Origin of the sequence: Croceibacterium mercuriale (genome assembly GCF_000802385.1) — a bacterium.
Classification (GTDB): domain Bacteria; phylum Pseudomonadota; class Alphaproteobacteria; order Sphingomonadales; family Sphingomonadaceae; genus Croceibacterium; species Croceibacterium mercuriale.
The window spans coordinates 348,592-366,723 of the sequence record NZ_JTDN01000001.1 but is presented as its reverse complement, the minus strand read 5'-3'; the positions used below and the strand labels follow the sequence as shown (position 1 = coordinate 366,723).

18 protein-coding genes are annotated in these 18,132 nt (G+C 70.0%); 12 read left to right on the top strand and 6 right to left on the bottom strand.

The window, feature by feature from the left end:
- Nucleotides 1-208 precede the first annotated feature (208 nt).
- The 5 genes from PK98_RS15870 to PK98_RS01715 all read left to right on the top strand — a co-directional run bounded on the left by PK98_RS15870 (nucleotide 209) and on the right by PK98_RS01715 (nucleotide 4,329).
- The gene (locus PK98_RS15870) at nucleotides 209-778 is read left to right on the top strand and encodes a hypothetical protein (protein ID WP_052207882.1); all 570 of its coding nucleotides are present in this window, start codon (nucleotides 209-211) and stop codon (nucleotides 776-778) included.
- A gap of 86 nt (nucleotides 779-864) precedes the next feature.
- On the top strand, nucleotides 865-1,929 hold the full coding sequence (locus PK98_RS01730) for a PhoH family protein (protein WP_039093821.1): 1,065 nt from the start codon (nucleotides 865-867) through the stop codon (nucleotides 1,927-1,929).
- Between the two features lie 3 nt (nucleotides 1,930-1,932).
- On the top strand, nucleotides 1,933-2,448 hold the full coding sequence (ybeY, locus tag PK98_RS01725; RefSeq protein WP_052207880.1) for an rRNA maturation RNase YbeY: 516 nt from the start codon (nucleotides 1,933-1,935) through the stop codon (nucleotides 2,446-2,448).
- Between the two features lie 8 nt (nucleotides 2,449-2,456).
- On the top strand, nucleotides 2,457-3,377 hold the full coding sequence (locus PK98_RS01720) for a hemolysin family protein (protein WP_039093819.1): 921 nt from the start codon (nucleotides 2,457-2,459) through the stop codon (nucleotides 3,375-3,377).
- Nucleotides 3,378-3,450: 73 nt separating this feature from the next.
- Nucleotides 3,451-4,329 (top strand): LysR substrate-binding domain-containing protein, encoded by an 879-nt coding sequence (locus tag PK98_RS01715; RefSeq protein ID WP_081995990.1) that lies wholly within the window; start codon nucleotides 3,451-3,453, stop codon nucleotides 4,327-4,329.
- Nucleotides 4,330-4,378: 49 nt separating this feature from the next.
- Here PK98_RS01715 and PK98_RS01710 read toward each other — a convergent pair whose 3' ends face one another.
- Nucleotides 4,379-4,840 carry a peptidylprolyl isomerase gene (locus tag PK98_RS01710; RefSeq protein WP_039093815.1) on the bottom strand — a complete coding sequence of 154 codons (462 nt, stop codon included), beginning with the start codon at nucleotides 4,838-4,840 and terminating at the stop codon, nucleotides 4,379-4,381.
- A gap of 96 nt (nucleotides 4,841-4,936) precedes the next feature.
- Here PK98_RS01710 and mgtE point away from each other — a divergent pair, with 96 nt between their 5' ends.
- The 3 genes from mgtE to PK98_RS01695 are packed head-to-tail and all read left to right on the top strand — an operon-like array spanning nucleotide 4,937 to nucleotide 7,074.
- Nucleotides 4,937-6,352: a magnesium transporter gene (mgtE, locus tag PK98_RS01705; protein ID WP_039093813.1), complete on the top strand. Its 1,416-nt coding sequence runs from the start codon at nucleotides 4,937-4,939 to the stop codon at nucleotides 6,350-6,352.
- Nucleotides 6,353-6,375: 23 nt separating this feature from the next.
- Nucleotides 6,376-6,765, top strand: a complete 390-nt coding sequence (locus PK98_RS01700; RefSeq protein ID WP_039093811.1) for a DUF1489 family protein — start codon at nucleotides 6,376-6,378, stop codon at nucleotides 6,763-6,765.
- A gap of 60 nt (nucleotides 6,766-6,825) precedes the next feature.
- On the top strand, nucleotides 6,826-7,074 hold the full coding sequence (locus PK98_RS01695; RefSeq protein WP_039093809.1) for a hypothetical protein: 249 nt from the start codon (nucleotides 6,826-6,828) through the stop codon (nucleotides 7,072-7,074).
- Between the two features lie 31 nt (nucleotides 7,075-7,105).
- On the opposite strand, the gene nudC is transcribed toward PK98_RS01695, so the two are convergent.
- The 3 genes from nudC to PK98_RS01680 form a co-directional block, all read right to left on the bottom strand.
- Nucleotides 7,106-8,002, bottom strand: coding sequence for an NAD(+) diphosphatase (nudC, locus tag PK98_RS01690; protein ID WP_039093807.1), 897 nt, complete (start codon nucleotides 8,000-8,002; stop codon nucleotides 7,106-7,108).
- Nucleotides 7,999-9,309, bottom strand: coding sequence for a serine hydrolase domain-containing protein (locus tag PK98_RS01685; protein WP_039093805.1), 1,311 nt, complete (start codon nucleotides 9,307-9,309; stop codon nucleotides 7,999-8,001). Before PK98_RS01685 ends, nudC begins: the two co-directional genes overlap by 4 nt.
- A gap of 139 nt (nucleotides 9,310-9,448) precedes the next feature.
- Complete coding sequence (locus PK98_RS01680; protein ID WP_081995989.1) at nucleotides 9,449-10,624, bottom strand: A/G-specific adenine glycosylase; 1,176 nt, start codon at nucleotides 10,622-10,624, stop codon at nucleotides 9,449-9,451.
- A 14-nt stretch (nucleotides 10,625-10,638) separates the two neighbouring features.
- Between PK98_RS01680 and PK98_RS01675 the strand changes: the two genes are divergently transcribed.
- Genes PK98_RS01675 through PK98_RS01660 form a run of 4 tightly spaced genes read left to right on the top strand, consistent with a single transcriptional unit; the run spans nucleotide 10,639 to nucleotide 16,106 of the window.
- Nucleotides 10,639-11,211 (top strand): DUF721 domain-containing protein, encoded by a 573-nt coding sequence (locus tag PK98_RS01675; RefSeq protein WP_039096098.1) that lies wholly within the window; start codon nucleotides 10,639-10,641, stop codon nucleotides 11,209-11,211.
- Nucleotides 11,208-11,894, top strand: a complete 687-nt coding sequence (locus PK98_RS01670; protein WP_039093804.1) for a DsbA family protein — start codon at nucleotides 11,208-11,210, stop codon at nucleotides 11,892-11,894. The genes PK98_RS01675 and PK98_RS01670 overlap by 4 nt, the downstream gene beginning before the upstream one ends.
- Nucleotides 11,895-11,923: 29 nt before the next feature.
- Nucleotides 11,924-12,670: a thioredoxin domain-containing protein gene (locus PK98_RS01665; RefSeq protein WP_039093802.1), complete on the top strand. Its 747-nt coding sequence runs from the start codon at nucleotides 11,924-11,926 to the stop codon at nucleotides 12,668-12,670.
- A gap of 7 nt (nucleotides 12,671-12,677) precedes the next feature.
- Complete coding sequence (locus tag PK98_RS01660; protein ID WP_039093800.1) at nucleotides 12,678-16,106, top strand: chromosome segregation SMC family protein; 3,429 nt, start codon at nucleotides 12,678-12,680, stop codon at nucleotides 16,104-16,106.
- Nucleotides 16,107-16,112: 6 nt separating this feature from the next.
- Here the strand turns inward: PK98_RS01660 and PK98_RS01655 are convergent, their stop codons facing one another.
- A complete protein-coding gene (locus tag PK98_RS01655; protein WP_039093798.1) occupies nucleotides 16,113-16,649 on the bottom strand; it encodes a hypothetical protein in 537 nt (178 codons plus the stop codon).
- 98 nt (nucleotides 16,650-16,747) lie between these two features.
- A complete protein-coding gene (locus PK98_RS01650; RefSeq protein WP_039093796.1) occupies nucleotides 16,748-18,118 on the bottom strand; it encodes a glutamate--cysteine ligase in 1,371 nt (456 codons plus the stop codon).
- Between the last annotated feature and the right edge of the window lie 14 nt (nucleotides 18,119-18,132).

The following is an 18,132-nucleotide window of genomic DNA, read 5'->3' as shown; positions in this document are numbered from 1 at the left end:
GGTCGGCCAGGGTAGCATAGCATGCTAAGTCAGGGTGGGAAGCTGCTGTGGCAGGCGACGGCAGTGTGCTGCAAGACGTGCCCGGTCCTCCGCCGATTGTGGCAGTCCAGCCGCCCGGACGCTGCCTGTCTGCAATCCGCCGGAACCGGCTGCCCCGCCCGGCAAAACCGTTTTCCTACTCACCTGCGCCCCGCCTAGTGCCGCGCGCATGAGCCATCGTCGCAACAGTACCGCCCGCCCGCGCAAACCCGTGTCGCAGCGTCCCGCCAGCCGGCCGTGGACCGCCCGGCTCAAGCTGCCGCCGTTCCTGCCGGTGCCGCTGCGCACCCGTCGTGACGGATGGACGCCGGGGCGGCAGGCGCGGTTCATCGGTCTGCTGGCGCAGTTCGGCTGTGTGCGCCGCGCCGCCGCCGCGCTCGGCCTGTCGCGGGAATCCGCCTATCGCCTGCGCCGCCATGCCGGTGCCGGCTCGTTTCGCGCGGCGTGGGATACGGCGGTGCGGGGGGTGGCACAGGCCGGCTGGAAGTTCACAGGTGCGGAGCGGCGGCCGCTGGCGCTGTCCGGCCCGTTCCATGTCCGGCTGTGGCAGGGCCGCCCGGCGGCGATCTACAGAAAGCCGTGCGATTCCCGCCTGTTGTCGGAAGGGAACGCACTGGCCCGGCTGCTGGCGCAGCTACCGGCGGGCGTCGCGGACGACCTGCTGGACTACCTGGCCATACGCGAACAGATCCGCCGTTCGGTGTCACCCCCTGCATCCCGCCGCATGGCAGCCGCGTGACAATCCACCGATCGTTCAGCGATGCTCTTGCACGCGGGCGGTCGCGGCATAATCTTGGATCCGACCGACCTGCCTGAAGGGAGCGCATGGCACGAAAACCACACCGCGCCGGGGGAAACTCCGTCGCTGACCCGTTGGGGTTCCACCCGGAAGACCGCCGTGATGCGGCACGCCGAGAGCGGGCGGAGGTGCTGTTCGACGAACAGGCGATCCTCGGCGCACTGTTCGGCGAATTCGATGCCAATCTGGTGCAGATCGAGAACCGCCTGGGCGTGTTCATCGCCGCCCGCGGCAATCGCGTGGTGATCGAAGGGGCCGGTGACGATGTCGCCCGCGCCCGGCAGGTGCTGATCGCCATGCACGAACGGATGCTGGCCGGGCAGGCCGTGGACACCGGCACCATCGATTCGCTGATCGGCCTCAGCAACGAACCCGTGCTGGACGGCATCATCACCGGCGATGCCAAGGCGCCGCCGATCTCCATCCGTACCCGGCGCAAGACCATCGTGCCGCGCACCGCGATGCAGACGGACTACATGCGGCAACTCGCCAGCCGCGACATCATCTTCGCCCTGGGGCCGGCGGGCACCGGCAAGACCTATGTCGCGGTGGCGCAGGCGGTCAGCCAGCTGATCACCGGCAGCGTCCAGCGCCTGATCCTGTCGCGTCCGGCGGTGGAGGCGGGCGAACGGCTCGGCTTCCTGCCCGGCGACATGAAGGAGAAGGTCGATCCCTATCTGCGCCCGCTGTATGACGCGCTGTATGACTGCATGCCGCCCGAACAGGTGGACCGTCGCATCGCCAGCGGCGAGATCGAGATCGCGCCGATCGCCTTCATGCGCGGCCGCACGCTGGCCGACGCCTTCGTGATCCTAGACGAGGCGCAGAACACCACGCGCGAACAGATGAAGATGTTCCTCACCCGCTTCGGCCAGAACAGCCGCATGGTGGTGTGCGGCGATCCCCGGCAGATCGACATTCCCGGCGGCGCCACGCACAGCGGCCTGGCCGATGCGGTGACCCGGCTGGAAGGGGTCGAAGGCATCGGCGTGACCCGCTTCTCCGCCGGCGACGTGGTCCGCCACCCGATCGTGGGCCGCATTGTCGAGGCGTATGAGGGCGAGAACGCCGCCGGCTCGGTGGGCAGCTGATCGGTGGAGCTGGAGATCGACGTGGAGGAGCCCTGGCCGGCCGCCGACTGGCCGGCGCTGGCCGAGCGGGCGGCGGCGGCGGTGGCCGATGTGGCGCCGGAGCTGGCGAACGAACGCCTGTCCGCCAGCCTGCTGTTCACCTCCGATGCGGAGGTGCACGCGCTGAACCGCGAATGGCGGGACCGGGACAAGCCGACCAACGTGCTGTCCTTCCCCATGCTGGAACGCGATGACCTGCTGGACCTCGCGCCGGACGGTCCGCCCGAATTGCTGGGCGACATCGCGCTCGCGTTCGAGACCTGCCGGCGGGAGGCGGCCGACAAGGGCATCCCGCTCGACCATCATGCCGCCCACCTGATCGTCCACGGCCTGCTGCACCTGGCCGGCCACGATCACGAGACCGGCGATGCGGAGGCCGAAGCGATGGAGGCGCTGGAAACAAAGGCGCTTGCCGGACTTGGTATCGCGGACCCATATGGGGCCGTCCCGGCGATGGTGCCGGACCAGCAAGGGAACTGACCGGGGCAATGCCCGAACCTTCCAACACGTCCGCCGGAGACGCGGACAGTAGACGCGGGCTGTGGCACGCCATCCGCAGCTTCTTCGACGAGGACAGCGAACTCACCCTGCGCGCGCAGATCGAGGAAGCGATCAGCGAGGCGGAGGATGAAAATGCCAGCGGCGAAGGGGCCGGCAACGACCTGACGTCGGTCGAGCTGGTGATGCTGCGCAACCTGCTCCATTTCAGCGAGCATGACGCGGATGACGTCGCCATCCCCCGGGGCGAGATCATCGCCATCTCCGCCGATGCAACCTGGGCCGATCTGGTGGCGCTGTTTGCGGAACACGGCCATTCCCGGCTGCCCGTCTACCGGGAGACGCTGGACCGGGTGATCGGCATGATCCACATCAAGGACGTGTTCGGCTACCTCGCGGCCGGCCGCACCCCGCCGCCCGACTGGACCGTGCTGATGCGCCAGCCGCTCTACGTGCCGCAGGCCCGCGGTGCGCTGGATGTTCTGGCCGACATGCGCGCCAGCCGCACGCACCTCGCCATCGTGGTGGACGAGTTTTCGGGCACCGACGGCATCATCACGATCGAGGATCTGGTGGAGGAGATCGTCGGCGATATCGAGGACGAACATGATGACGCGCCCGTCGAACTGATCGTGCCGATCGGCGCCGGCATGTGGGACGCCGATGCCCGTGCGGAACTGGACGACGTTGCCAAGGCGGTGGGCGATCCGCGGATCGCGGAGGTGGAAGAATCAATCGATACGATCGGGGGCCTAGCCGTGGTGCTGGCGGAACATGTCCCGCCGCCGGGCACCGTGGTCACCCACGCCAGCGGCTGGCGGATCGAGGTGACGGCGGGTGACGAGACCCGCGTGACCCGCCTGCGCCTGCACGAGCCGGAGCCGGAGCTGGTGGAGGCGGAGCCCGGCTGATCCACGCCTCGCTTCATGCTGCACCTGCGAGAAAGAACTCGACACAGGTTGCATAATTTAGAACAGTGAACTCATGCGTCGTCTCCCCCCCCTGAGAGCGCTGGAAGCGTTTGTGCGCGTGGTCCGTCTCGGCTCGGCCCGGGCGGCGGCAGACGAACTCAGCCTCAGCCCCAGTGCGCTGTCCCGCCGGGTCGCGAACCTGGAGGATTTCACGGGCAAGAAGCTGTTCAGCCGCAGCGGCCAGGTCATGCGCCTGACCGACGAAGGCCGCGCCTTCTACGACGCGGTCGCGCCGCATCTGGAATCGCTGGCGGTGGCGGTGGAGTCCCAGTCGGAGAACCTGCAGCTGCTGCGCCTGCGCATCGGCGTGCTGCCGCTGTTCGGCACGCAACGGCTGTTCCCCCGCCTGCCCGAACTGCGCGCCAATCACCCGCGGCTGCACATCGACATCGACACCGGGCCCGACCCGATCGACCGGGTGGGCGACACGCTGGATGCCGCGATCCTGCTCAGCACCGAACCGCCCAAGGGGCTGTACCGGGTGGAGCTGAGCAAGAACACGGTGCACGCCATCTGCAGCAAGGCGCTCGCGGAGGAGCTCGGCCCCTCGCCCACGATCGAGGATCTGTCGCAGCAGACCTTCCTGGTGCACACGGAAATGCCGCTGAGCTTCGGCGCGTGGAAGAATGCCTTCGGTCTGAGCGATCTGCACCCGAACGCCATCGACCATTACGATTCCGGGCAGCTGATCCTGGAGGCGGCGGCCCAAGGGCTGGGCATCGCCATCCTGAACGACGATTACACCAAGCGGCTGAACGATCCGCGGCTGGCGGGCCTGTTCGACACGCCGGTGCCCAGCCCCTACAGCTATTTCTTTGTCTGCCGCCCGGCCGATCTGGAAAGCCGGCCGGTGCGGATCTTCCACGACTGGGTGGTCGCCGCGGGGCTGTAGAACCCGCCGACCGGGCCCGCGAGGAGCCCGGCCGGCCGGATAGTCACGGTCAGGAAATCGTCGCCTTGGCGATCTTGCCCGGATTGCGCGGCGGCTCGCCCTTGGGCAGCGCGTCCACATTCTCCATGCCGCTCTCGACCACGCCCCAGACGGTGTACTGCTTGTCCAGGAAACGGGCATCATCCAGGCAGATGAAGAACTGGCTGTTCGCGCTGTTGGGCGCGCTGGTGCGGGCCATGGAGCAGACGCCGCGGACATGCGGCTCCGCACTGAATTCCGCCTTCAGGTCAGGCTTGTCGCTGCCGCCCATGCCGGTGCCACTGGGATCGCCGCCCTGCGCCATGAAGCCGTCGATCACGCGGTGGAACACCACGCCGTCGTAGAAGCCGGCATTCACCAGCTCGGTGATGCGTTCCACATGGCCGGGCGCCAGGTCGGGGCGCAGCTTGATGACGACGTCGCGCGCCTCGCCATCGCCGGTGTCGAGGGTGAAGGTCAGGGTGTCGGCCATGCAATCTGCTCCCATTGAGGTTCGGCGCGGCATATAGGGTGCCCTCCCGCGAAGTCACGCGCTTGCTTTTGTGGCGGGCGCGCATAGACCCCGGCCATGGCTGACCCGGACGATACCGCCCTGCTGCAGGACTTTCCGTCGCGGGAGGATGGCGAGCAGCTGGACGAGGACAACCGGCTGAAGCCGGCCTTTGTCGATGCGGTGCGCGATGCGGTGAAGGAGGGCGATACCGGCCGCGCCTACGAACTGGTGGAGCCGCTGCACCCGGCCGACATCGCCGACCTGCTGGAACTGCTGGAGAAGCCGGAACGCTACGCCCTGGCGGCGGCGATCACCGACCTGATGACCGGCGAGGTCATCGCCGAGCTGAACGATTACGTCCGCGACGAGATGATGGAGGCGCTGCCCGCCGCCGCCGTCGCCACCATAGCCGAACAGCTGGACACCGACGATGCCGTCCAGCTGATCGAGGATCTGCAGCCGGAGGACCAGCGTGCCGTCCTGGCCGAGCTGGACCCCGAAGACCGCGCCGCGATCGAGAGCGCGCTCGCATATCCCGAGGAATCCGCCGGCCGCCTGATGCAGCGCGAGCTGGTCGCCGTGCCCGAACATATGAGCGTGGGCGACCTGATCGACTATCTGCGCGAGCGGGAGGAGCTGACCACCGAGTTCTGGGAAATCTTCATCGTCGATCATCGGCATCGCCCGGTCGGTACCTGCCAGCTGTCCTGGGTGCTGCGCAGCCCGCGCCATGTCGCGCTGGCCGATGTCATGAAGCGCGAACAGACGCTGATCCCGGTGGCGATGGACCAGGAGGAGGTCGCGCTCCGGTTCCAGAAGTACGGCCTGATCAGCGCCGCGGTGGTGGACGAGGGCGGCCGGCTGGTTGGCCAGCTGACGGTCGACGACATCGTCCACATCATCCAGGAAGAAGCGGGCGAGGATGCGCTGCTGATGTCGGGCGCCGGTGAAGGCGACATCAACGAGCCGCTGCGCGAGACCTACTCCGCGCGGGTCCGCTGGCTGATCGCCAATCTGGGCACTGCGGTGATCGCCAGCCTGATCATCCATGCATTCGGCGCCGCGATCGAGCAGCTGGTGGCGTTGGCGGTGCTGATGCCGGTGGTAGCCAGCATCGGCGGCAATGCCGGCACCCAGACCATGGCGGTGACGGTCCGGGCCATCGCCACCAACCAGCTGACGCAATCCAACACCCGCCGCATCCTGACCCGCGAGATGAAGGTGGCACTGATGAACGGCGTCACGGTGGCGGTGCTGGTCGGGCTGGCGACAGCGCTGGTGTTCACGCCGCAACTGGGGGGCGTGATCGCGCTGGCAGTCGTAATCAACATCTTGACCGCCGGCATGGCGGGCGTCGTGGTGCCGGTAATGTTCGACCGGCTGGATCAGGATCCGGCGGTGGCGAGCAGCGTCTTCGTGACGATGATCACAGATTCCATGGGCTTCTTCGCCTTTCTGGGGCTGGCGGTCGCCACCGGATTGACCGGGTAGTTCGCCACCCTATCTGCTGACACATGCCGCTCAACATGACGAAGGTCGCCTTCGCCTGCCCCACCATCGATGTGCTGCGCCAGCGGCTGGAGGTGTCGGGCCATACCACCACCCGGTACCTGCCCAAGCGCCATGAGGAGATGGTGGGCGGATCGCTGTTCTGGATCATGGATCACACGCTGGTCGCCCGCAGCCTGATCGAAGGGTTCGACCAGCCGGAAGATGGCGGCCGCTGGGCGATCCGCCTGGCGATGCCGCTGGTGGCGGTTCAGCCGCGCGCCCGCCGGGCGCATCAGGGCTGGCGCTATCTGGAGGAGGCCGATGCGCCGGCCGATCTGGCCGCGGGCGAACTGGCCGGCGCGGTGCTGCCGGGCAAGCTGCTGCGCGAACTGGCGCGGCTGGGGCTCGACTGAGCGGGAGTGACCGGAACGGCCCTGGGCGCTGTCCCGTTGATGCGGCGAGGAGAGAGTAGCATGACAGAACGCAATCCCCATCCCGACAACGACCTGATCGCCGAGATCACCGAAGGTGGCGGCACGTCCGGACAGGCCAGCGGATCGCGCGGAGCCCTCCGCGCCGACGTGGGCAGCCGCGCGGAACTGGAACGGGCGCTGGGTGACGAGGACGGCACCACTGCGGTGACCGGCAGCGACAATCCGGCGCAGGACGCGCTGAAAGGTGCCAAGACGATCGACAAGCTTAGAAGCGATGACCCCGGCTGACCCTTGCTGATCGCGAGAGTCGAGAGACGCCTCAGCCGTCCTGGTCCAGCCACCATTGCAACATGGTGCGGGCCACGGCGGCCGCAGGTGGTGGAACGAAGGCGGCATTGTCGCCACCTGCCAGCGCCTGTGCCACTTCTGCCCGGGTGAACCAGCGGGCATCCTCCAGCTCCTGAACGTCGAGCGTCAGCCGATCATCGCCGGCCTGCCCGATACAGGCCAGCATCAGCTGTGACGGAAACGGCCAGGGTTGACTGAACAGGTAGCGCACGTCGCGCACCGTCACGCCCGCTTCCTCCTGCACCTCCCGCGCAACGGCTTCCTCCAGCGTCTCGCCCGGTTCCACGAAACCGGCCAGTGCCGAGTAGCGTCCGACTGGAAACCGCGCCTGCCGGCCGAGCAACAGCCGGCGGCCATCCTTGCCATCATGTTCCACCAGCATGATCGCGACGGGATCAGTACGCGGGAAGTGGCTGGCGCCGCACGTATCGCAATTACGCTGCCAGCCGCCCTTCGCGATAAGCGTCGATGCCCCGCAGTTGGCGCAGAAGCGATGGCGTGCATGCCAGTCCAGCATGGATCGCGCACCGCCATACAGCGCCAGATCGGCCGATGGCAGGCGCTCGATGGCATCCCACAAGGTCTGTCGCGCCAGCACCGGATCGGCATCGCCGTGCAACGGAACGGCGGCGAAGCGCGGGCGCCCGTCAAGCAGGCCGAGGAACACCAGCTCCGCCGCCGCAAGGTCAGGCGAACGCCAGCGAAGCGCGCCGGCCGCATCGGTCCGCGGTGCCAACCCGTCCAGATCCAGCAGCAGCGCCGTGCCGCCGGCGATCAGCGCCGCGAGCCGCGCCGGATCGGTCCGCAGCGCATCGGCGCGATCGATCGGCGATCCGGCAAAACCGATCGCGCCTGCCGCGTGCCTCATCCGAGAGGCACGCCGGTGCTGCGGGCGACTTCAGCCAGGAACTGACCTTGCAGGCGATACTGTCCGCCGGGCATGAACTGGGAGAAGAGCGAGGCACGCACGCCCTGCCCCGTATGCACGAAGCCGAACGTGCCGGCGGCGCCCGACCACCCATACAGCCCCGCCTGCGCGCCCCGCCCGACGGCTCCGCCTGCGCCAAAGCCCGCGGGCTTGCCGTCGAGGTTGAAGCCGCTGTCGGCCGCCAGCGTGTCCGGCAGCAGGTCCGACGTCGCGAGCCGCACCGCCGCCTCGCTCATCACCCGGCGCCCGTCGATCTGGCCGAAGCCGACGATCATCTGCAGGAACCGGTCATAGTCGCGCGGCGTGGACACCAGCCCTGCCCCGCCGAACGGGAATGGCGGCTGGTCCAGGTAGATCGAGTTCGCCGCCAGATCGATCGGCACCAGGGTCTCGCCGGCGATGAGGTAATTGTCGGTCAGGCGGCCGATATCCTCCTGGCGCACCTGGAACCCGGTGCTGGCCATGCCGCAGGGGTCGAAGATCCGTTCCTGCAGGAAGCGGTCGAACGGCATGCCGGTGACCACCTCGATCACCCGACCCATCAGGTCGAGCCCGACGCTGTAGCTCCACCGCTCGCCCGGCTGGTGGACCAGCGGCACGGTGGCGAGATTGTCGGCAAAGATTTCCAGGCTGGCGGCAGGCGTGCCGGCGAAATTGCCCGGTGCCTGCACGCGGCTTACCAGCGCCGGGACCAGGCCCTTCTCACGATAGGCGGCGGCCAGCGGGCCCTGCTGCACGATCGAATAGCCGAGGCCGCCCGTATGCGTCAGCAGGTGGCGCATGGTCAGCGGGCGGACGGCCGCCTCCAGATTGTCGGGCGTGATTTCGCCATCGGGCTGCTTCTGCACCTGCAGCCGGGCAAAGGCGGGCAGGATGTCGGCGACCGGCTGATCCAGTGCGATGCGGCCATCGTCCACCAGCATCATCGCGGCCATCCCCGTGACCGGCTTGGTCATGGAATAGATGCGGTACAGCGTGTCGGCATCGACAGGCGTGCGGCTGATGAAGCCCAGCGTGCCGCGGGCGATCATAGCGGAGGGCTGCTGCCCCTGGCCGATGGCGATCACCATGTTGGCGACCTTGCGCTGGGCCACATAGCTTTCGGCCAGCTGCTCCAGCCCGCCGAGGGAGCCGGCATCCTGCGCCAGCAGCGCCGTCGAGGCCCCGCCCAGCAGGGCCAGCGCACCGGCGCCCGCGCCGCGGGCCAGCAGGGCGCGGCGATCCAGCATCAGTTCCACGGTCGCCATCCTTCACCCATTCCCACGTAGAGTAGCAGCGTGCAGCCACCCGGCAAGCTTGCGCCGATCGTGTGTGGTGCCTACGTAACACACCATGAACATCCTTGCTTTCCTGATCGGCCTGTTCGCCCTGTTGCTGGCGATCCCTTCAACCATCCCCTTCCTTGGCTGGGGCAACTGGCTGGTCCTGCCGATCGCGATCACCGGCGCGGTGGTCGGTGCCCTGTCGCGCAAGAACGGCGGACGCAATTTCTGCCTGGTCGTGCTGGTGCTGGCCGCGCTGCGGCTGATGATCGGCGGCGGCATCATCTAGGCCCAACGCCACCGCCTTGCGGAACAGGGTCGGCAGGCCGGCCTGCTCCGCCTCGCCCAGCGGCACCCATGCGCCATCCATCGGCGCCGCGCCGCTGACGGTGAGGGCATGGACCGTCAGTTCCAGGTCGAAGTGGGTGAAGCCGTGGCGCACCACCCCCAGCATGCGCCAGTCGCCTGCGAGCGGCCTGATGCCGCTGCCGTCGCCCGCCGCGCTCCACCCGTCATCCGGCAACGCACGCATTCCACCGAGCAACCCGGTGCCCGGCCGCTGCACCAGCAGCACCGCACCGGCCCGCTGGATCCAGAACGCGGCACCCTTGCGCTGGGGCTTGGCCTTCTTCGGCGCCTTGACGGGCAGCGCCTCCTGCCGCCCTTCGGCCCGCGCCAGGCAGCCGTCGGCCAGCGGGCACAGCAGGCAGCGGGGATTGCGCGGAAGGCAGATCGTGGCGCCAAGATCCATCATCCCTTGCGCGAAGTCGCCAGCCCGTGTCGCCGGCGTGATCGCGTCGGTCGCGGCGCGGATCAGCGGGCGAGCCTGCGGCAGCGGCGTGGCGATGTTGGCGAGGCGGGCAACGACCCGCTCGACATTGGCATCCACCACCACCGCGCGCCGGCCGAAGGCGATCGCGGCGATCGCGGCGGCCGTGTAGTCGCCGATGCCCGGCAGGCGACGCAGCGCCGCTTCGGTGTCGGGAAAGGCACCGAGGGCCGCCACGAGCTGCGCGCAGGCATGCAGGTTGCGGGCGCGCGAGTAGTAGCCGAGGCCCGCCCAATCGGCCATGACCGCCTCCGCCGGCGCTGCGGCCAGTGCGGCGACATCGGGCCAGCGCGCGGTGAAGCGTGCGAAATAGGGCCGCACCGCCGCCACGGTGGTCTGCTGCAGCATGACCTCGGACAGCCAAACCCGGTAGGGATCGGCCCGCTCCGCCGATCCCGGCGCGATGCGCCAGGGCAGCGCGCGTGCATGCGCGTCATACCAGTGGAGCAATGCGGCGGCCCTATCATCCATCCCGCGCCTATGGCATGGCAACGGGCGTGACGGAACGCAAAGCCAAGACCCCCAGGACCCCCTCGAAGACGGGCACTCGCAAGGAACCCGAACGCGCGCGGGGCGGGCCGGCGCGTCCGGTATCCGACCTGGTGCCGCAGATCGGCCGCGCGGCCTTTCGCCGCTTCGGCTTCGTGCAGGCGAGCGTGGTCACGCGCTGGCCGGAGATCGTGGGCGAGCGCCATGCGCGGGTCTGCCGGCCCGAATCGATCCGTTTTCCCATGGGCGAGAAGACCGAGGGCGTGCTGCAGCTGGTGGTGGTGCCGGCCCATGCGCCGATCATCCAGCATCTGGTGCCCGAAATCGTGGAGCGGGTGAACCGCTTCTTCGGCTATCGCGCGGTCGCGCGGGTCAAGCTGCGGCAGGGTGCGATCCCCGCCTCCGCCAGACCTGCGGCCGCCAGCACCGCGCCGCCATCGCTGAAGCCGATCTCGGCCGAAATGGGCGAGAGCCTGCGGGATGTGGGCGATCCGGAACTGCTGGCGGTGCTGGAATCCCTGGCGCGCAGCCTGTCTGCCCGCAACGAGACGGAAGGACAGGTGCGATGAAGCCGACCCGCATGCTGCAAGCTCTGGGCGTCGCACTGGCTGCGCTGGTTACGGTTGCTGCCACCGGCAATGCGCCGGGTACGGTCAGCGTGCAGCCGGGCGGCCATACGGTCGGCAATCCGGCCGCGCCCGTCACCCTGACCGAATATGTCAGCTATACCTGTCCCCATTGTGGCGCCTTTTCCCGCGAGAGCGAGGGCGCGTTGCAGGCGGGCTATTTGGCGCCGGGCCGGCTGAAGGTGGAGATCCGCCACCTGATCCGCGATCCGGTCGACCTGACCGTGGCCATGCTGGTGAATTGCGGCGCGCCTGCGCGCATCCCGCAGAACCATGCCGCCTTCATGCGGGCGCAGCCCGACTGGCTACCCCGCGCGACGAACGCCACCGCAGCGCAGCGCGCGCGCTGGACCACCGGGACCGATGCCGCCAAGCGGCGGGCAATCGCCAGCGATGTGGCGCTGTACGCCATTGCCGAGCGGCGCGGGATCAACCGTGTGGCGGCCGACCGCTGCCTGGCCGACCAGGGCCTCGCCACGCGCCTGGCCGAGGCGTCGGACGCCGGCTGGAAGGTGCCCGGCATCACCGGTACGCCCAGCTTCGCGCTGAACGGTACCGTGCTGACCGGTACGCATGACTGGGCGGGGCTGGAATGGCAGCTGGCCGCACGCTATCGCGGGCAATGACCTGCCGCCGAACCTTGAGGAACCGTTCTATGATCGCCGCCCGCCATCTCGCCCTGCTGGCCCCTGTGGCCCTTGCCCTGACCGCCTGCGGATCGAACGAGGGCGACACCCCGGCTGCCCTGCCCAGCGGCGAGGCGATTGCCGCTGCACCGGCCCCGGCTGGCCAGAGCTGGACCGAGACGGCCGCTGCCACGCCGGAAGGGGGCTTCGTGGTGGGCAACCCGAATGCGCCGCTGAAGCTGGTGGAATATGCCAGCCACACCTGCTCGCACTGCGCCGACTTCGCTGCCGAGGCTGCGGCCCCGATGGACGAGTACATCGCCAGCGGTCGCGTCAGCTACGAACTGCGCAACCAGATCCATGACGGGCTGGACCTGGCCATCGCCGTGCTGGTCCGCTGCAGCGGGGAGCCGGCCGCGTTCCATCCGCTGACCAAGCAGGCATGGGCCAGCTTTGCCGAGATCATCCAGACGGCGCAGGCCAACGGCCCGGCCGTCGAGGCGGCGATGCAGTCGACCGGCCCGCAGCGGTTGCAGCGCGTGGCGGAGAGCGCCGGCCTGATCGACTTCTTCGCCGCCCGCGGCATCGCGCGCGAGCAGGCGCTGCAATGCCTGGGCAACGAGCAGGTGGCACAGACCATCGCGCAGAATTCTAACGAGCAGTCGGAACGACTGGGCGTGACCGGCACCCCCACCTTCTTCCTGAACGGCGCCCGCGTCGACGGCACCAGCTGGGAAGGGGTGCAGGCCGCGCTGCAGCGCGCCGGCGCCCGCTAACACCTCCATGCTGATCCGCCGGCTGAAGCTCAGCGGGTTCAAGAGCTTTGTCGAGCCGGCGGAGCTGGTGATAGAGCCGGGGCTGACGGGTGTCGTCGGCCCCAATGGCTGCGGCAAGTCGAACCTGCTGGAGGCGATCCGCTGGGTCATGGGCGAGAACTCGCCCAAGAGCATGCGGTCGGGCGGCATGGAGGACGTGATCTTCGCCGGCACCGCACAGCGCCCGCCGCGCGACTTCGCCGAGGTGCTGCTGCAGGCGCAGGCGGGTGACGGCGAGCCGCTGGAGGTGACCCGCCGGATCGAGCGTGGCGCAGGCAGCGCCTATCGCGTGAACGGCCGCGACGTGCGGGCCAAGGATGTGGCGCTGGTCTTCGCCGATGCCGCCACCGGCGCCCACTCCCCTGCCCTGGTCAGCCAGGGGCGCATCGCCGGGATCATCGCCGCCAAGCCGGCGGAACGGCGCATGATGCTGGAAGAGGCGGCGGGGATCGCCGGCCTGCATGTGCGCCGCCGCGATGCCGAGAACCGCCTGCGCCAGACGGAAACGAACCTCGCCCGGTTGCAGGACCTGCTGGCCGGACTGGACAGCCGCATCGCGGCGCTGCGCCGGCAGGCCCGGCAGGCGGAGCGGTACCGTACGCTGAGCGATGCAATCCGGCTGGCCGAGGCGCGACTGCTGTTTGCCCGCTGGCGCGATGCCGCCGCGGCAGCGGACACCGCGCGCGCGGACGCGGCCGGAGCAGAGGCACGCGCCGCCGAAGTGCAGCAGCAGCTGGACGCAGCACAGGCGGCGCAGCGCATGGCGGCCGAGCAGCTCGCCACCGCGCGCGAGACGGTGGCCGACCGGCGGGACGAGGCGACGGCGCAGGGGCACCGCATGGCCGCACTCGCCAGCCAGCTGGAGGCCGCGGAGCAACGGCTGGCCGACCTGGACCGGCAGGCCGCCCGGCTGGAGGAGGATCGCGGCGACGCCGACCGCCTGACCCGCGACGCCGCCGCGGCGCTGACCCGGCTGGAAGGCGAACTGGCCACCGCGCAGGAAGGCCTGGCGGCGGACGAGGCGCGCCGGCCCGCCCTGGCCCGCGCGGCGGAGCAGGCCGAAGCTGCCGCCCGCGCCGCCGAGCTGGCACAGGCGCAGGCGCTGGCCGACCATGCCGGCGTAGAGGCGGAGTGGCGTGTGGCCGGAGCCGCGCTGGCGCAGGCGCAGGCGCAGGTCGGGCGGCTGGCGACGGAAGCTGACCGGCTGGCCGGACACCATGCTGCCCTCCCCTCCGCAACGGCCGAGGCCGAGGCCTTTGCAGCGGCCGGTGCCGCGGTGGAACAGGCGGCCACGCTGCTGGCCATGCGCCGCGACGAGCTGACGGGCATGCAGGCGCGCAAGGAGGAGTTGCGCCATGCGGGGGACCGCGCCGCCGCCGCCCTGTCCGCTGCACGAGCCGAGCTGGCCGGCGTGGACCGCGAATGGCAGGCGCTGCAGCGTGACCGGACCGCGCGGGCCAAGCAGACCGCCAGGGGTCCCGGCGGATTGCCCACCGCGCTGGACCGCGTGCGCGCGGCGCCCGGCTATGAACGCGCGCTCGCCGCCGTGCTGGGACGCGATGCGCGGGCCTTGCTGGGCACAGCCGGCGATGGCGAAGGACGGTTCTGGACCGGGGCGGCGGTGCCCGAGCGGGTGGCAGACAGCCTGGCAGCCCATGTGCCCGATGCTCCGGCCGAACTCGCCGCCCGGCTGGCGCTGGTGCAGGTGACGGAGCGGGATAACGGTCGCGCGCTGGAACCGGGCGAATGGCTGGTGACGCTGGAGGGTCGCTTGCGCCGCTGGGACGGTTTCGTCGCTCGCGGCGAAGGTGCGGCGGAAGCGGCGCGGCTGGAGGCGGAGAACCGCTGGCTGGAGCTCGATGCCGCGCTGCCGCCGTTGCGGGCAGCCGCGGATGGTGCGGAGGCCGAGCAGCGCGCCACTGCGGCGGAACTGAGCGACTTGCAACGCCAGCTGGTCGCCGCCGAACGTGGGGTCGGCGAGGCGGCGGAGGCGGAGCGTGCGGCCCTGCGCCGGCGCGATCAGGCGGAGGCGGCGCGGGAACGCACCGCCGGACGGTTGGCGGAACTGGCGCGTGCGGAGGAGGAGCTTGCCGGCCGCCAGACGCAGGCGGATACCGAACTGACCGCCGCAGCGCAGCGGCGCGCGGCCTTGCCCGATCCCGCGACCGGGCGCGCCGCGCTGGAGGCAGCGCGCACCCGCTACGACGCGGCGCGCACCGGCCTGCAATCCGCCGCCGCCGCGCTGGCCGCCCATGACCAGGCGCTGGCGGTCGGGCGGGAGCGGGCGGCGGCAGGGCGCGCCGACATCCGCGGCTGGCAGGCGCGTGCTGGGGATGCGGCCAAGCGGCTGGCCGGCATGGAGCGCCGCTTCGCCGAGATTGCCGAGGAACGCGCGGTGATCGCCGCCAAGCCGCCCGCGCTGGCGCGCGAACTGGAGGCAGGCGAGGCCGTGCGCGACCGGCTGAGCGCGCGCTTGCGCGAGGCGGAGGCGGTGCTGGCCCAGGTCACTGCCGCAGCAGCAGCCGCCGACAAGGCGCTGGCCGATGCCAATGATGCGCTGGCCGGTGCGCGCGAGGCACGCGCCGGGGCCGCGGCGCGGGCAGAGAGCGCCGATGCGCGGCGGGTGGAACTGGCCCGCAGCGCCGGCGAACGCTTCGGCTGCCCGCCCCCGGTGCTGACCCAGCGGTTCGACTTCGCGGCTGCCGATGTCGGGGCAGCGGACGCGCAGGGTACGGATCTGGACCGGCTGACGGCAGAGCGCGAGCGCATCGGCCCGGTCAATCTGGTGGCGGCGGACGAACTGGCCGCAGCGGAGGCCGAACAGGGCACCGGCGCGGCCGAGCAGGCGGAGCTGCTGGAGGCGGTCAGCCGCCTGCGTGGTTCCATCGGCAGCCTCAACCGTGAAGGGCGGGAACGGCTGCGGGCCGCGTTCGAGCAGGTGGATGGCCATTTCCGCCGGCTGTTCACGCAGCTGTTCCAGGGCGGGCAGGCCAATCTGGCGCTGATCGATGCCGACGATCCGCTGGAGGCCGGGCTGGAGATCTATGCGCAGCCGCCGGGCAAGCGCCTGCAATCGCTGACGCTGCTGTCGGGCGGGGAGCAGGCGCTGACCGCGGTGGCGCTGATCTTCGCGCTGTTCCTGACCAATCCGGCGCCGATCTGCGTGCTGGACGAGGTGGATGCCCCGCTGGACGATGCCAATATCGACCGGTTCTGCGACCTGCTGGACGCGATGGTGCGCGAGACCGCCACGCGCTACCTGATCGTCACGCACAATGCCGTGACCATGAGCCGGATGCACCGCTTGTTCGGGGTGACCATGGTGGAGCGCGGGGTCAGCCGCCTGGTCAGCGTGGACCTGGTCGCCGCGGAGGAGCTGCTGCTGGCAGCGGAGTGAGGGCGCTCAGATCAAGGCCAGCACTGCCCCGCCGATGGCCGCCCAGGGCAGCACCGCCGCCGCTGCGATGAACAGCAGGCGCCGGCGCAACGGCCATTTCTCCGGCGCGCGGGTCTCCGCCTCGACCAGCCAGTCATGATCGTCGCTGGCCACCGGCCGCATCGCCGGCGCGGGCGCGTTCGGCAGCAGGGGCAGGCCGCGCTCCTCCTCCAGCTGGCGGATCTCGCTGCGCAGCCGGGCGGCGCTGAGATCCGCGCGGGTGAGCGGTTCGGTAAAGTTGCAGCCGACGGTCGCGCCGCCGCGCCACACGATCTGGGCCCGGCGCCGGCGCCCGTCGCGCAGGGCAACCTCCAGTTCGGCAGGCGCGTCGGCACCGTCGGCCAGCTGCGCCAGAAAGCCGGTGACGGACAGGTTCTGGATGGCGGCGGGGATCGCCGCGCCGCCATCGGCCGCGAACAGCGTGACCCCCAGCCACAGGCCGGTCCGCGGCACTGCGCGGCGATCGGCATCACTTTCTGGCTGCAGTTCGGGCAGGCTCGCCATCACACATACTCCGGCACCGGGTCCGCAAGGGACGACTGGGCACCGGGTTTATGGCGGAGAGGTAAAGATTCCGTGTGAGACGCGCGCCGGAGCAGGCGTCAGAAGCTGTCCTCGTAGACGCGGCTGATGTCGCCGTTCCATTCGCCATGGAACTTGTCGAGCAGGCGCTGGGCCGGCACCTTGCCGCTGGCGACGATCTCCTCCAGCGGCTCCAGGAAGCCGGCCTCGCTGTCGCCGCTGGCGTTCAGGCGATTGCGGGCGACCAGCCCGGCTCGGGCGATCGGCAAGATCTCGCGGGCGAGGTCCAGCAGGCGGCGATTGCCGGGCACCGGCGCATCCAGCGCCTGGCGTGGCACGGCCGTGCGCAGTGCCTCGCGCTCCTCCATCGACCAGCCCTTCACCAGATCCCACGCGGCATCCAGCGCCGCGTCATCATACAGCAGCCCGACCCAGAAGGCAGGCAGTGCGCAGATGCGGTTCCACGGGCCACCATCGGCGCCGCGCATTTCCAGAAAGCTCTTCAGCCGCACTTCGGGAAAGGCGGTGCTGAGGTGGTCCCACCAGTCGCTGGCGGTCGGCTTCTCGCCCGGCAGCGCAGGCAGGCGGCCATCCAGGAAGTCGCGGAAGCTCTGCCCGGCGGCATCGATGTAGCGCCCGTCGCGAAACACGAAATACATCGGCACGTCGAGCATGTAGTCGACATAGCGTTCGTAACCGAAATCCTCGTCGAACACGAAGGGGATCATCCCGGTGCGATGAGGATCGGTGTCCGACCAGATATGGCTGCGATAGGACAGGAAGCCGTTGGGCTGGCTCTCGGTAAACGGCGAATTGGCGAACAGCGCCGTGGCCAGCGGCTGCAAGGCGAGGCTGGTACGGAACTTCTTGGCCATGTCGGCTTCGGACCCGTAATCTAGGTTGACCTGGATCGTGCAGGTGCGCAGCATCATGTCGAGGCCCATCGTGCCCACGCAGGGCATGTGCCGCAGCATGATCTCGTACCGGCCCTTGGGCATGATCGGCAGCTCGTCCCGCCGCTTGTCCGGCCACATGCCGAGGCCGAGAAAGCCGGTGCCGGTTTCGTCGCCGATGGCCTTCACCTGTGTCAGGTGCCGGCCCGTTTCCGCGCAGGTCTGGTGCAGGTTTTCCAGCGGCGCGCCCGACAGTTCCAGCTGGCCCGCCGGTTCCAGGCTGACGGTCCCGTCGGCCCCGCCCATGGCGATGACCTGGCCGTTTTCCTCGATCGGGTGCCAGTCGAAGCGGTCCAGCGCCAGCAGCAGGTCGCGGATGCCGCCGGGTTCGGCATAGGACGGCGCGTGATGGTCGGCCCGGTTGTAGACCAGCTTCTCATGCTCGGTGCCGATGCGCCAGTCCGCCTTCGGCTTCTCGCCCTTTTGCATCGGGGCGACCAGATCGGCGCGGCTTTCAATGATGGGTTCGGCGGCCTGGGTCGCGGTGCGCGTGCTCATGTTCGCGCCGTTAC